Below are 13,287 nucleotides of genomic sequence, written 5' to 3'. Positions count from 1 at the left end.
ACCGCGAGCGGAATGGCGGCGGTGTTCACTGCGCTGGGCGCGCTGCTGGCCGCCGGGGACCGGCTGGTCGCGGCGCGCAGCCTGTTCGGGTCGTGCTTCGTGGTGTGCAACGAGATCCTGCCGCGCTGGGGCGTCGAGACCGTCTTCGTGGACGGCGACGACCTCGCGCAGTGGGAGGAGGCGCTGTCCGTGCCCACCGCGGCGGTGTTCTTCGAGACGCCGTCGAACCCGATGCAGTCGCTGGTGGACATCGCCGCGGTGGTCGAGCTCGCCGGTGAACGACTTCTCCGCGACGGCGGCCGAGGAGTAGACGTAGCCCGACGTCAGGAACATCGCCTCGGCCGTCTCGTCGAATCCCGAGCGCAGCAGCCCGCCGCGCACGCCGATCGTGGCCGGGCTGACCCCGTCGGGCAGCGCCTTGGGGGTGCGGACAGACTCCCCCGAGGGGTCGGTCATAGCTGCTTCCAGGGCAATCCGATGGCGCGCCAACCCGATTCGCCCCGCAGCCCCCGCGCGTTCGGGTGACCCTCGAACCCGTCCAGCACGTTGTAGGCCGGGGTGATGCCGGTCCGGGTGGCGACCTGGGCGGCGCCGATGGAGCGGTTGCCCGAGCGGCACAGGAAGATGACCGGACGTTCGGCCTCGGTTTCGGGCACCCGGTCGCGCAGTTCGTCGGCGAAGTTTTCGTTGTACCTGCCGTCAGAGCTGTTCCACTCGATGAACACCACCTCGCGGCCCAGGCTGGTCAGGTCCGGCACCCCGACGAACCGCCATTCGTCATCGGTGCGCACGTCGACCAGCACAGCGTCCGGGTTGTCGTTGAGCAGTTCCCATGCCTGCTCTGGCGTGATGTCTCCGGCGTAGCCTGCGCGCTCTGTGCTCATGAACTCGGATCGTAACGAGGTCGTTGGGTCAGCCGGTTCGCCACCTCGCGGGCGCGCTCGCGCGCCGCAGCCACGTCGGGCGCCGTCGCCAGTGCCTGGTATCCGCGCCCGACGGCGCGCAGGTCGCTCTCCGGCACCGCCAGCGCCCCGGCCAGCGCGGCGGCCGGCCCGTCGGCGCGCTGCACCCGGCGCGCCGCGCCCGGCGAAATCATCATGGTGTCCACCGGCAGGCCGAGGATGGTGCGGGCCTGCAGGTCGAACACCGAGAGCCGCTGGCTGCGCACCGTCACCCACGCGCTGTCGGCGGGGCGCGGCGTGACGTCGGCGAAGTACACCTCGTCGCCGTTGATCATCAATTCGACGCCGAAGACGCCGCGGCCGCCGAGCGCCTTGACGATCCGCGCGGCGATCGATTTGGCGGCGTCCGACGCCGCCGGGCTGAGCTGCTGCGGTTGCCAGGACTCCAGGCCCTCGCTATGGCCGATGGGCGTACAGAAGTCGATCACCGGCCCCTGGGGCCCGTCGCTGCGCACCGCCAGCAGGGTGACGTAGAACTCGACCTCCACCACGGTCTCGGCCAGCACCCGGTGCTGTTCCCCGTGCCCTCCGGTCGCGCGCTGCCAGGCCGCCGCGATGTCGTCGGGGCCCGAAGCCACCGACTGCCCCCGCCCGGCGGCGGCGAGCACCGGCTTCACCAGCAGCGGGTAGCCCGCGTGGGCGCCGACCGCCTCGAGTTCGCCGAGCGAGCCGACGAACCAGAACGGCGCGGTGGGCAGCCCCAACTCGTCGGCGGCCAGCCGGCGCAGGCCCTCCCGGTCTGCGGCGAGCCGGACCGCGCGAGCGCCGGGCACCAGCTGCGCACCCTCGAGGCCCTCGAGCGCTTGGGGCGCGACCGTGTCGGTGGTGGTGACCACGAAGTCCGGCCGCACACCCCGGATCGCCCTGGTCAGCTCGTCGGCGTCGGTCAACGGCACTGTGAGCGACTGATCGGCGACCGCCTCCGTGGGGCGCTCGTCGACGGCGATCACCGAGGCGCCCAGTCGCCCCAGGGCGATCGCCAGTTCCCGGCTGAGGTCTCCGGAACCCAGCAACACGACGCGCGGCCTCGTGTCCGCTTCTTCCGTCGGCGCTTGCGATGGCACGGCGAGCACGCTCGTCTTGTCGTCTTGTCCTTCGGTGAAGCCGTCAGTCACCGCTCAAGGATAGGTCGGTTCCGAGCGCCCTAGGGCTGGCCGGGAAGCAGCCGCACCATCAGCCCGTTGGCCTCGGCCAGCACCGCTTCGTCGCCGTCGAGCAGTTCGGCGGCCACGAACGCCTTGCGGCCCTCGGTGCTCGTGACCCGGCCGCGCACCGACAGCGGCGCATCGATCGGGGTGACCTTGCGGTAGTCGACGTGCAGGAAGGCCGTTCGGCTGATGGGACGCCCGGCGGCGTGCGACACCATGCCGAACATGTGGTCGAACAGCAGCGGGAGCACGCCGCCGTGCACGGCGTGGTTCCCGCCGACGTGAAACCGGCTGAAGTAGCCGGTCATCTCGACGCCGTCCGGAGCGTATTTCGTCAGCGTCCAGGGCGGCAGCAGCAGGCTGCCCATGCCCGGCAAGTCGGGCGTCCGCCCGGCCGGCGCCTTGCCCTCGTCGGCCTGGAACGGTCCCAGCAGCCGCACCAGGGCCTCGGCGCGGTCGGCCGCGTCGTCCCACAGGTCATCGCCGGGATCGGCGGACACGGACAGGTCCTGCAGCGCCCGCATGGCCGCGACGAACCGGCCGAATCCCGGGCCGGGGCTGGCCGGGCCGTATTCGGGAAAGCCGCCGTGGTGTTCGTATTCGGGGTCGAGTTCTTTGGGATCCGGCTCAGGTGACGGGTGGGTCACGGGCGGGCCGCCAGGACGTCGCGGCGCACGATCGTCTGTTCCCGCCCCGGACCGACGCCGATGCACGAAACATGCGCTCCGGCAAGCTCTTCCAGCCGCAGCACGTAGTCACGCGCCTTGGCGGGCAGGTCGTCGAATTCACGGGCGTCCGAGATGTCCTCCCACCAGCCCGGCAACTCCTCGTAGATCGGCTCGGCGCGGCCGAGGTCGGTCTGGGTCATCGGCATGTCGGTGGTGCGCTCGCCGTCGATGCGATAGCCGACGCAGATCGGCACCGTTTCCAGGCTGGAGAGCACGTCGAGTTTGGTCAGGAAGAAATCGGTGATGCCGTTGACCCGCGTGGCGTAACGAGCGATCACGGCGTCGAACCAGCCGCAGCGACGCCGCCGCCCGGTGGTCACGCCGAACTCGCCGCCGGTCTTGGACAGGTATTCGCCGTTCTCGTCGAACAGCTCGGTGGGGAACGGCCCGGAGCCCACGCGGGTGGTGTAGGCCTTGAGGATCCCGAGCACGGTGGTGATGCGGGTGGGCCCGATGCCGGAGCCGACGGCGGCGCCGCCGGCGGTCGGATTCGACGACGTCACATAGGGATACGTGCCGTGGTCGACGTCGAGCAGCGTGCCCTGGGAGCCCTCCAGCAGTACGGTTTCGCCGGTCTCGAGCGCGGCGTTGAGCAGCCGCCGGGTGTCGCGGATGCGGTGGCGGAACCCCTCCGCCTGTTCCAGCAGCGCGTCGACGACCTGGTGGGGGTCCAGCGCCTTGCGGTTGTAGATCTTGACCAGGATCTGGTTCTTCAGTTCCAGCGCCGCCTCGATCTTGTGGGTCAGCTGGCCGGGGTCGAGCACGTCGGCGACCCGGATCCCCTGGCGCGCGATCTTGTCCTGGTAGCAGGGCCCGATGCCGCGCCCGGTGGTGCCGATCTTCTTGTTGCCCATGTAGCGCTCGGTGACCTTGTCGATGGCCACGTGGTAGGGCAACAGCAGGTGCGCATCGGCGGAGATCAGCAGCTTGGTGGTGTCCACGCCGCGGTCCTCGAGGCCTTTGAGCTCGTCGAGCAGCACGCCGGGGTCGACCACCACACCGTTGCCGATGACGTTGGTGACGCCGGGGGTCAGCACTCCCGACGGGATCAGGTGCAGCGCGAAGTTCTCGCCGCTGGGCAACACGACGGTGTGCCCGGCGTTGTTGCCACCCTGATAGCGCACCACCCACTGCACGCGTCCACCGAGCAGGTCAGTGGCTTTACCTTTGCCCTCGTCGCCCCATTGGGCGCCGATGAGGACGATTGCCGGCATGACTTGCTCCCGCCTGCTTACTGTGGCCCTGCTGGCAACGCGCCGTATCTTGCAGCGCCGCCACGGTTTTCGGCATCGCCCGTTGGCTCGAGCTGCCGACCTGCGCCAGCGCCCCGGTTGACCACCGCGGCACCGTGCGCGTAGCCGGACGCGTCTTTGCTTGGCGCGCTCACGTGGCGATCCTAAACGTCGGGTAGCGACGGGCTTGTGCCAAGGCCCCTGCTCATCCGGGCAGCCGCCCGCTGAGCGGCATTTCCGCCCGTGCGCCGGCGGCCGGAGCGCTGGCCGTCTCCGACGGTTTGGCCGCACACACGCCGCCTTGGGTCGGTGCGTCCAACATCAGGCACAAGCCCTTCCTGTCGCGACCGGGCTTCTTGGCCGCCCACCCCGGCCACACGGGTTTCCCGTTCCAGCTGACCAGCGTCCAGCCATCGTGCGGATTGCCCTGGATCTCGACGATGCCGGCGTTGGGCAGCGGATCGAAGAGCAAGAGCAGCGGATCGGGGTTCTTGACACTCATCATCGTGCCGACGCCGATCGCAAACTCGCTGGAGACCGCCACTTCGGTGATCTTGCCGCCCACGGACCGAACCGGGTTGGCCAGGGCATTGCCGTACATCAATTGCAGGGAGTCGTTGAAGCGACTCGCGTTGGTCACCGCGTTGCCGTACATCGTCTGCAGCGCGCCGTTGAAGCGCCTGTCGAATTCGAACCCGTTGGTGTCGGTGGAGCCCGGAGCCAGCATCGGCACGATGCGCAGCCCCAGCAGCCACGCCACCGGGCCGAGCAGGTACACCAGCCCCGCAAGGCTGAACTGGGGTAGGCCGTTGAAAACGCCGGCGTCGATCTCGTTGAGGCCCGGCAACGCCTGAACGTTCATTCCCAGCATGGACGCCAACGGCGCCGCGGTCTGCTGCGTCCTGACCAACTGCGACGCGAAGATTCCGGCCACCGACCCCTTCGCGGCGAGCGCCGTGGCGATGCTCTGCGCCTGTTGCTGGCCGAGCGCAGTGAGTACTGCTCCGGGCACCGACGTGTCGATCACGCCCGCCGCGTTGGCCTCCGACTGGCCGTGCCGCACCAAGTCGATCACGATCGATTCGTCGGCCGAGGCGGTCGCCGGCCCGACGCAGAGCAGGACGGCCGAGAACGCTACGGCACCAGCACGGCGGAGTTGCTTCGTCAGCAATGGAGGCGCGTGGGGCCCGTAACAGGCCCGAACGGCGCGGTTCGCGCGGTTGAGAAGACGGCGATGAGTCGGCGAATGGCAGTTCTCCGTTCTCTTGGCCACCCATTCGTTGACCCCGTGGCAGGAGTAAAGTATCCGGTTGCTACCAGGCGGTGGCGCAACGATTTTCGCAGTCCGAAATCATGTTGTGACTGTGTCGTTATGGTGAGATCGTTTCGTGCACAGCCGGTCTGGCCGCTGTTCGTACGAAAGATGTTGAACGACAAGGATATTGGAACTGTTGCCGTGGACGGCACGTGACGCGAGAAGATCCCGCCGTGGCGGTGTTGCTGTTCGGCGATCGGCGCGTGCCACGCCCGCTGACCGGCATGCCGGTTCACTCGGCCGGCATCGATGCCGCGATCGGCCCCTACCGCCGGCTCGTCGTGGTAGGCGCCGACGCCGACCTGGCCGCCGTGCTGACCCGGCTGCTGCGCGCAGACCGGCTCGACGTCGAGGTGGCCTACGTGCCGCGCCGCCGCACCCGCGCGACCCGGATCTACCGCCTGCCCGCCGGGCGGCGCGCGGCGCGGCGAGCCCGGCAGGGGCCCGCCCGGCGCGTGACCCTGGTCCGCGACGAGACCGGGTCGGTGGTCGTCGGGCGCGCCGGCTGGCTGCCCGGCGAGGACCGGCGCCTGCGCGGCGAGGCCGTCGTCGACGACACCGTGTTGTTCGACGGTGACGCCCCCGCCGTCGACGTCGAGCCGACGCTGACCGTCCCGGGCCTGCGCGCCCGCGTGCGAACGGGCCGGCGCCGCTGGGTCGCCGGCCGTGCGGTCCAGCTGGGCAGCACCGGCGTCACGGTGGTGCGCGACGGCGTGCCCGCGTCGCGCCCGGCGCGGCGGTCGACGTTCTACCGCAACGTCGAAGGCTGGCTGGCGGTCCGCTAGTTTCGACCGGTGAGCCTGCCCGCCCGGCGCGAATCGGTCCGACCCAGCCCCATCTTCCTGGCCCTGCTGGCCTTGACGGCGACGGGCGGCGTGCTGGCGTGGCTGGCCGGCAGCACCGTGCGGCCGCTGGCGTATTTCGGCGTGTTCACCTTCGTCATCGCCGGCTGGTTGGTGTCGCTGTGCCTGCACGAGTTCGGCCACGCCGTGACCGCCTGGCGATTCGGCGACCACGACGCCGCCGTGCGCGGATACCTGACGCTGGATCCGCGGCGCTATAGCCATCCCGCGCTGTCGCTCGTGCTGCCGATGGTGGTCATCGCGCTGGGCGGGATCGGCCTGCCGGGCGCCGCGGTGTACGTGCGGACGTGGTTCATGACCCCGAACCGGCGCAGCCTGGTCAGCCTGGCGGGCCCGGCCGCCAACCTGGTGCTGGCGGTGCTGCTGCTGGCGCTGACGCGGTTGTTCTACGACCCCTTCCACCAGGTGCTCTGGGCGGGCGTGGCGTTCCTGGGCTTCCTGCAGCTGACCGCGGTGGTGCTCAACCTGCTGCCCATCCCGGGCCTGGACGGCTACGACGCCCTCGAGCCGCACCTGAGTCCCGAGACGCAGCGCGCGGTCGCGCCGGCCAAGCAGTACGGCTTTTTCATCCTGCTGTTCCTGCTCCTGGCGGCCAGCCACTGGTTCTTTCAGATGGTGCTCTGGCTGTTCGAGTTCTCGGGTGTGCCGACGTGGCTGGTGTCCGCGGGCAACGTGCTGACCCGCTTCTGGAGCCGCTGGTTCTGACCCTTGCCATATATGCGCAAATCCGCATATATTGCACGGCATGGGCGCCGGCCACAATCACAGTCCCGCCGAGACCGACGGGTCCCGGCTGATTCCCCGCATGATCGCCGCCGCCGCAATCCTGGCGGCGTTTTTCGTCATCGAGCTGACCACCTCGTTGCTGATCAACTCGATCGCGCTGCTGGCCGACGCGGGCCACATGCTGACCGACGTCGTCGCCGTCTTCATGGGCCTGGCCGCCGTGACGCTGGCCCGCCGGGGCAGCTCGTCACCGTCACGGACGTACGGCTGGCACCGGGCCGAGGTGTTCACGGCGGTCGCCAACGCGGGCCTGCTGATGGGCGTCGCGCTGTTCATCCTCTGGGAAGCGATCCAGCGGCTCAGGGAAACCCCGTCGATCCCCGGCGTGCCGATGATCGTGGTCGCGCTGGCCGGGCTGCTCGCCAACCTGGCGGTCGCGTTGCTGCTGCGGTCGCACTCCGGGGAGAGCCTGGCGGTCAAGGGCGCCTACATGGAGGTCGTCGCCGACAGCGTCGGCAGCCTGGGCGTGCTGATCGCCGGTGTGGTGACCGTGACGACGCGCTGGCCGTACGCCGACGTGGTGGTGGCCGTGCTGGTCGCGCTGTGGGTGCTGCCGCGGGCGATCTCGCTGGCCCGCGACGCGCTGCGGATCCTCTCCGAATCGTCGCCGACCCACATAGACGTGGAGGAGCTGCGCTCGGCGCTGGGCGCCGTCGACGGCGTGTCCGAGGTGCACGACCTGCACGTCTGGACGCTGTCGCCGGGCAAGGACATGTGCACCGCGCACCTGCGGAGCACCGGCGACTCCACCCGGGTGCTGCACGACGCGCGTGCGGTGCTGTCGGCCCGCGGGCTGCAGCACGCCACCGTCCAGATCGACACCCCGGGCGACGCGGGCTGTTCGGAAAACTTCTAGAGCCCCAGGGCCGGGCGCGCCTCGGGGTCGCAATCGTCGAGCAGGTCCAGGCAGCGCAGGTACTCGTCGGGCTCGCCGATCGTGTCGGCGGCCCGCGCCAGCGCCGCCACACACCGCAGGAACCCGCGGTTCGGCTCGTGCGCATAGGGAACCGGGCCGAAACCCTTCCAGCCGTTGCGCCGCAGCTGGTCCAGGCCGCGGTGATAGCCGGTGCGGGCGTACGCGTAGGCGGTGATGGCCTGGTCGTCGGCCAGCGCCTGCTCGGCCAGTGCGGCCCAGGCCACCGACGCCGACGGGTGCGCGGCGGCGACGATCCCGGGCTTCTCGCCGGCGAGCAGCTCCGCCTCGGCGTCGGGGTCGCCCGGCAGCAGTGTCGGATCAGGTCCCAGGAGGTCTCGCGGCGGCGTCATGGCTCCTATTCTGCAGCCGCCCCGTTTCGCCGGGGTGGCGGACCTCGACCATCACCCCATCGAGGGGGACGGGTCGCTAAGCTCTCCAACTACCCCACCCGATAGCGGAGGACAGCCGTACTCATGCCCCAGCCACCCGAGCCCGACCGCAGCGGCGCGCCGAATCCGCCCGGGCACGAATGGGCCGCGCAATCAGGCGAGGACGCGACCGAGAGCGTCCCGCTGGTACCGAGCGACTCCGAGACCGAGACCGTGGTGATCAGACCCGATTCCGGCGGCAACCCGGCGGATCCCCAGGAGGATGCGGACGGCCAGCAGCGCGAGCGCCGCTTCACCGCGCCCGGTTTCGACGCCAAAGAGACCACGGTGATCGCCACCACCCCGGAGCCCGCCACGGAGGTGTTCCACACACCGCCGGAAGGTCAGACCGCACAGTTCGGTCAGCCCGCCAAACCGGCTGTGCCGCAATCGATCCCGCCCCGGCTGGGAGGAAAGCTCCGCACGTCTCGGCAGTTCAACTGGGGCTGGGTGCTGGCGCTGGTCCTGATCGTGCTGGCGGTGGCCGCGATCGCGATCCTGGGTACGGTGCTGCTCACCCGCGGCAAACACACGAAGGTCTCGCAGGAAGACCAGGTTCGTACCACGATCCAGAGCTTCGACACCGCGATACAAAAGGGTGATCTGACCACGCTGCGCACCATCACGTGTGGCACCACCCGCGACGGATACGCGGACTACGACGAGCACTCGTGGGACGAGACCTACCGCCGGGTCTCGGCGGCCAAGCAGTATCCGGTGATCGCCAGCATCGACCAGGTGGTGGTCAACGGCCAGCACGCCGAGGCCAACGTCACCACGTTCATGGCGTACGACCCCTCGCTGCGGTCGACCCGCAGCCTGGACCTGCAGTACCGCGACGAGCAGTGGAAGATCTGCCAGTCCCCCAGCGGCTAGGCTCTAGCGCCCCTCAGCGCCGAACGTGCAACCAGGGCGAGTTTCGAGCCGGAATTTCGCCATGAGTGCACGCTCGGCGAAGCCGGGCTAGCGGCCCACGGACTTTCCGGCGCAGTGCAGGTCGTCGCAGGCCTCCACCACGCGCTCGGTCATCGAGGCCTCGCCCTTCTTCAGGTAGCTGCGCGGGTCGTAGACCTTCTTGGCGCCCACCTCGCCGTCGACCTTCAGCACGCCGTCGTAGTTGGTGAACATGTGGCCGGCGATCGGGCGGGTGAACGCGTACTGGGTGTCGGTGTCGACGTTCATCTTCACCACGCCGTAGCGCAGCGACTCCTCGATCTCCGACTTCAGCGAGCCCGACCCGCCGTGGAACACGAAGTCGAACGGCTTGGATCCGTCGGGCAGGCCCAGCTTGGCCGCGGCCACCTGCTGCCCCTGGGCCAAAATGTCGGGGCGCAGCTTGACGTTGCCGGGCTTGTACACGCCGTGCACGTTGCCGAACGTCGCGGCCAGCAGGTACTTGCCGTGCTCGCCGTGGCCCAGCGCATCGATGGTCTTCTCGAAGTCCTCCGGGGTGGTGTACAGCTTGTCGTTGATCTCGTGGGCGACGCCGTCTTCCTCGCCGCCCACCACACCGATCTCGATTTCCAGGACGATCTTGGCCGCTGCGGCCTCCTTGAGCAGCTCCTGCGCGATGATTAGGTTCTCGTCGATCGGCACGGCCGAGCCGTCCCACATGTGGGATCCGAACAGGGGATCGCCGCCCGCGGCCACGCGTTGCGCCGAGATGGCCAGCAGCGGCCGCACGTAGCTGTCCAGCTTGTCCTTGGGGCAGTGATCGGTGTGCAGGGCCACGTTGATCGGGTACTTGGCCGCGACCACGCGGGTGAACTCGGCCAGCGCCACGGCGCCGGTCACCATGTCCTTGACCCCCAGGCCGGAGGCGAATTCCGCACCGCCGGTGGAGAACTGGATGATGCCGTCGCTGCCGGCGTCGGCGAAGCCCTTGATCGCGGCGTTGACCGTCTCGGACGAGGTGCAGTTGATGGCCGGGAAGGCGTACGAGTTCTCTTTGGCGCGGCCCAGCATCTCGGCGTAGACCTCGGGGGTGGCGATGGGCATGGGCTCCTCCTGGCGACTGGGCCCGTCCAGTATCGCAACACCGGTATGTTGAAGCATCGTGAGCACCACCGTGACGGCCCTGCCGCACATCTTCGACCCGATGTATTGGTTGGGCGCCGACGGAGTCTTCGGATCCGCGGTGCTGCCGGGCATCCTGGTCATCGTCTTCATCGAGACCGGTCTGCTGTTTCCGCTGCTGCCCGGCGAATCGCTCTTGTTCACCGGTGGGCTGTTGGCCGCGGGTGCGAACCCGCCGGCCAGCATCTGGGTGCTGGCCCCCGCCGTCGCCCTGGTCGCGATCCTGGGCGATCAGACCGGGTATTTCATCGGCCGGCGGATCGGCCCGGCCCTGTTCAAGAAGGAAGACTCCCGGTTCTTCAAGAAGCATTACGTGACGGAGTCGCATGCGTTCTTCGAGAAATACGGGCCGTGGGCGATCATCCTGGCGCGATTCGCGCCATTCGTGCGAACGTTCGTCCCGCCGGTCGCCGGGGTGTCGTACATGCGCTACCCGGTGTTCCTGGGCTTCGACATCGTCGGCGGCATCCTGTGGGGCGGCGGGGTGACGCTGGCGGGCTACTTCCTGGGCAACGTGCCGTTCGTGCACCACAACCTGCAGAAGATCCTGCTGGTGATCCTGGTCGTCTCCCTGACGCCGGCGGTCATCGCGGCCTGGCGAAGCTATCGGGCACGCCGGCGGGAGCCGGCCGCCGGGGAGCCCGACTCAGGACACTCGACTCCTGCGGTACGCAACGAAAGCTTCTAGCAGTTCCGGTCGGTCGATCGAACTCTGCTGCACGGCCTCGCCCGGCGCGGCGCCGAGCAGGATCCGCTTGATCGGGATTTCCAGCCGTTTGCCGGTCAACGTCCGCGGTATGCCGGGGACGGCGAGGATGTCGTCGGGCACGTGGCGCGGGGAGGCGTGCTGACGAATGGCGGCCACGATCCGCGACCGCAGCCCGTCGTCGAGTTCGGCGCCGTCGGCCAGGGTCACGAACAGCGGCATCCAGTAGCCGCCGTCGTCCTGCTCGACCCCGACCACCAGGCAGTCACCCACCTCGGGCATGCCCTCCACCGCCGTGTAGATCTCCGCGCTGCCCATCCGCACGCCCAGTCGATTCAGGGTGGCGTCCGAACGACCGTGCACCACAACGGATCCCCGATCGGTGATGGTGATCCAGTCGCCGTGGCACCACACCCCGGGATACTTTTCGAAGTAGGCGGCGCGGTATCGGCTGCCGTCTTCGTCGTTCCAGAAGAACACCGGCATCGAGGGCATCGGCTCGGTGATCACCAGCTCGCCCTCTTCCCCGATGACCGGATGGTTTGGCCCCACCCAGGATTCGATGGCCGCGCCCAGGCAGATGCACGACAGTTCGCCGGCCACCACCGGCAGGATGGCGCTCCCGCCGATGAAGGCGGTGCAAACGTCGGTGCCGCCGCTCATGGAGATCACCGGCACCGGCCGGCCGAGGCCCTCTTGGACCCAACGGAATCCGGACGCGGGCAGCGGCGAACCGGTGGAACCCACGGCGCGCAACCCGTCCAGCGGGTACGTCGCCCCCGGCTTGAGCTCCTTCTTCGCGCAGGCCAGCAGGTAGCCCGCCCCGGCGCCGAGCATATTGACACCCGCCTCGGCGGCGACCCGCCAAAGGCCGTCGGTGCCCAAATGCGTTGGGCTGCCGTCGTAGAGCACGATGGTGGTGTCGGCCAGCAGCCCGGACAGCTGCAGGTTCCACATCATCCAGCTCGTCGACGAGTACCACAGGAAGCGCTCGCCGGCGTGCAGCTCCAGTTGCAGGCGCAGGTACTTCAGGTGCTCGAGCACGACGCCGCCGTGACCGTGCACGATGCCCTTCGGCTTGCCGGTGGTGCCGGACGAGAACATCACCCAGAGCGGATGCGCGAACGGCACCGGGGTGATGTCCAGCTCGGCATCCGATTCCACCGCCGTCGCCCACGCGACGCTGTCGGCGTCGGTCGCCAGCCCGAGCCGCGGCACCACCACGGTGGCCCGCAGGCTCGGCATCGCCGCCCGGATGGTGTCGAGCTCCGCGCGCCGGTCGATGCGCTTGCCGTCGTACACCGACCCGTCGGTGGCCACCAGCACCGCCGGCTCCACCTGGCCCAGCCGCGCTATCACGCCGTCGACGGCCACGTCCTGGTTGCATACCGCCCAGCTCGCGCCGACGCTGGCGGCGGCCAGGGCGGCGACGGCGGCTTCGGCGACGTTGGGCAGGTACCCGACGACGGCGTCCCCGGGCCGCACCCCGAGGCCGCGCAGGTAGGCCGCGAACGCGCCGGTCTCCCGCCGCAGCCGCGCCCACGACCACTCGCAGGCGCCGTCCTCGCCGACGACGATCATGGCGGGCCGATCGTCGGTGGCGTGCCGGAAGATCTCGGTGGCGTAGTTCAGGGTGGCGCCGGGGAACCACTCGGCACCGGGCATGGCACGGTTGCCGAGCACCGCGCGGGGTGGGCTGTCCGCCTGGATGCCGAAGTAGTGCCAGACGGCGTCCCAGAACCACTCGATGTCCTCGACGGATTTGCGCTGCAGCGCGTGGTAGTCGCCGTAGTGGCCGCGTCCCGTCTCGGCGAGCCACGCCATGAAGTGGGTGAGGTTTGCCTGCGCCAGCGTGTCCTCGTCGGGAATCCAGCTGCCGGGCTCGGTCACGTCGCACTCCCTGCGGTCACGGCGGTGACGTTACAGGCGGCCTCCATCAGCATCCAGCCCGACAGCTGCACCGACAGGTCCCGTTCGGCCACCGCGGAACTGTTCACCGCGCCGTCGACGAACTGCGCTTCCCCGGCGCTAGGGGTGGGCAGTTCCGCGTCGCGGTCCCAGAACGGGCCGAACAGCGGCAGCCCGTCCACCGTTTGGCGGTAGTCCCACGCCGATTTCGCGCTGGTC

At 69.6% G+C, this 13,287-nt stretch carries 13 protein-coding genes and 2 pseudogenes; 6 read left to right on the top strand and 9 right to left on the bottom strand.

Annotated elements, in window-relative coordinates:
• Positions 1 to 273 (top strand): annotated as a pseudogene (locus A5711_RS25960) (PLP-dependent transferase); the annotation flags it as partial.
• A gap of 179 nt (positions 274 to 452) precedes the next feature.
• Here A5711_RS25960 and A5711_RS03880 read toward each other — a convergent pair.
• The 5 genes from A5711_RS03880 to A5711_RS03860 all read right to left on the bottom strand — a co-directional run bounded on the left by A5711_RS03880 (position 453) and on the right by A5711_RS03860 (position 5,241).
• A complete protein-coding gene (locus A5711_RS03880; RefSeq protein WP_067944210.1) occupies positions 453 to 884 on the bottom strand; it encodes a rhodanese-like domain-containing protein in 432 nt (143 codons plus the stop codon).
• Positions 881 to 2,077 (bottom strand): formate-dependent phosphoribosylglycinamide formyltransferase, encoded by a 1,197-nt coding sequence (purT, locus tag A5711_RS03875; RefSeq protein ID WP_067944209.1) that lies wholly within the window; start codon positions 2,075 to 2,077, stop codon positions 881 to 883. Before purT ends, A5711_RS03880 begins: the two co-directional genes overlap by 4 nt.
• A gap of 29 nt (positions 2,078 to 2,106) precedes the next feature.
• A complete protein-coding gene (locus A5711_RS03870; protein WP_067944207.1) occupies positions 2,107 to 2,757 on the bottom strand; it encodes a PaaI family thioesterase in 651 nt (216 codons plus the stop codon).
• Positions 2,754 to 4,052, bottom strand: coding sequence for an adenylosuccinate synthase (locus A5711_RS03865; RefSeq protein WP_067944205.1), 1,299 nt, complete (start codon positions 4,050 to 4,052; stop codon positions 2,754 to 2,756). Before A5711_RS03865 ends, A5711_RS03870 begins: the two co-directional genes overlap by 4 nt.
• Positions 4,053 to 4,275: 223 nt before the next feature.
• Complete coding sequence (locus A5711_RS03860; protein WP_067944203.1) at positions 4,276 to 5,241, bottom strand: histidine phosphatase family protein; 966 nt, start codon at positions 5,239 to 5,241, stop codon at positions 4,276 to 4,278.
• Positions 5,242 to 5,537: 296 nt separating this feature from the next.
• Here A5711_RS03860 and A5711_RS03855 point away from each other — a divergent pair, with 296 nt between their 5' ends.
• The 3 genes from A5711_RS03855 to A5711_RS03845 are packed head-to-tail and all read left to right on the top strand — an operon-like array spanning position 5,538 to position 7,890.
• Complete coding sequence (locus tag A5711_RS03855; RefSeq protein ID WP_067944202.1) at positions 5,538 to 6,170, top strand: peptidase M50; 633 nt, start codon at positions 5,538 to 5,540, stop codon at positions 6,168 to 6,170.
• A 9-nt stretch (positions 6,171 to 6,179) separates the two neighbouring features.
• Positions 6,180 to 6,953 carry a site-2 protease family protein gene (locus A5711_RS03850; RefSeq protein ID WP_067944200.1) on the top strand — a complete coding sequence of 258 codons (774 nt, stop codon included), beginning with the start codon at positions 6,180 to 6,182 and terminating at the stop codon, positions 6,951 to 6,953.
• Between the two features lie 40 nt (positions 6,954 to 6,993).
• Positions 6,994 to 7,890, top strand: a complete 897-nt coding sequence (locus A5711_RS03845) for a cation diffusion facilitator family transporter (RefSeq protein ID WP_067944199.1) — start codon at positions 6,994 to 6,996, stop codon at positions 7,888 to 7,890.
• Here the strand turns inward: A5711_RS03845 and A5711_RS03840 are convergent.
• Positions 7,887 to 8,300 (bottom strand): DUF3151 domain-containing protein, encoded by a 414-nt coding sequence (locus tag A5711_RS03840; protein WP_067944198.1) that lies wholly within the window; start codon positions 8,298 to 8,300, stop codon positions 7,887 to 7,889. The genes A5711_RS03845 and A5711_RS03840 overlap by 4 nt on opposite strands.
• Before the next feature lie 123 nt (positions 8,301 to 8,423).
• On the opposite strand from A5711_RS03840, the gene A5711_RS03835 reads away from it, so the two are divergent.
• On the top strand, positions 8,424 to 9,254 hold the full coding sequence (locus tag A5711_RS03835) for a hypothetical protein (protein ID WP_067944197.1): 831 nt from the start codon (positions 8,424 to 8,426) through the stop codon (positions 9,252 to 9,254).
• Positions 9,255 to 9,341: 87 nt separating this feature from the next.
• Here the strand turns inward: A5711_RS03835 and fbaA are convergent, their stop codons facing one another.
• Complete coding sequence (gene fbaA, locus A5711_RS03830; protein WP_067944212.1) at positions 9,342 to 10,376, bottom strand: class II fructose-bisphosphate aldolase; 1,035 nt, start codon at positions 10,374 to 10,376, stop codon at positions 9,342 to 9,344.
• 58 nt (positions 10,377 to 10,434) lie between these two features.
• Between fbaA and A5711_RS03825 the strand changes: the two genes are divergently transcribed.
• The gene (locus tag A5711_RS03825) at positions 10,435 to 11,142 is read left to right on the top strand and encodes a DedA family protein (RefSeq protein WP_067944196.1); all 708 of its coding nucleotides are present in this window, start codon (positions 10,435 to 10,437) and stop codon (positions 11,140 to 11,142) included.
• Here the strand turns inward: A5711_RS03825 and A5711_RS03820 are convergent.
• The gene (locus A5711_RS03820) at positions 11,101 to 13,050 is read right to left on the bottom strand and encodes an acetoacetate--CoA ligase (RefSeq protein WP_067944194.1); all 1,950 of its coding nucleotides are present in this window, start codon (positions 13,048 to 13,050) and stop codon (positions 11,101 to 11,103) included. The two genes, A5711_RS03825 and A5711_RS03820, sit on opposite strands and share 42 nt — an antisense overlap.
• Positions 13,047 to 13,287, bottom strand: a pseudogene (locus A5711_RS03815) (fructose-bisphosphate aldolase); the annotation flags it as partial. The gene A5711_RS03820 and the pseudogene A5711_RS03815, both read right to left, overlap by 4 nt.

This window comes from Mycobacterium sp. E2238 (genome assembly GCF_001672665.1).
Lineage (GTDB): Bacteria > Actinomycetota > Actinomycetes > Mycobacteriales > Mycobacteriaceae > Mycobacterium.
The sequence above is the reverse complement of the archived record's forward strand: the minus strand, read 5'-3'. Positions and strand labels throughout refer to the sequence as shown.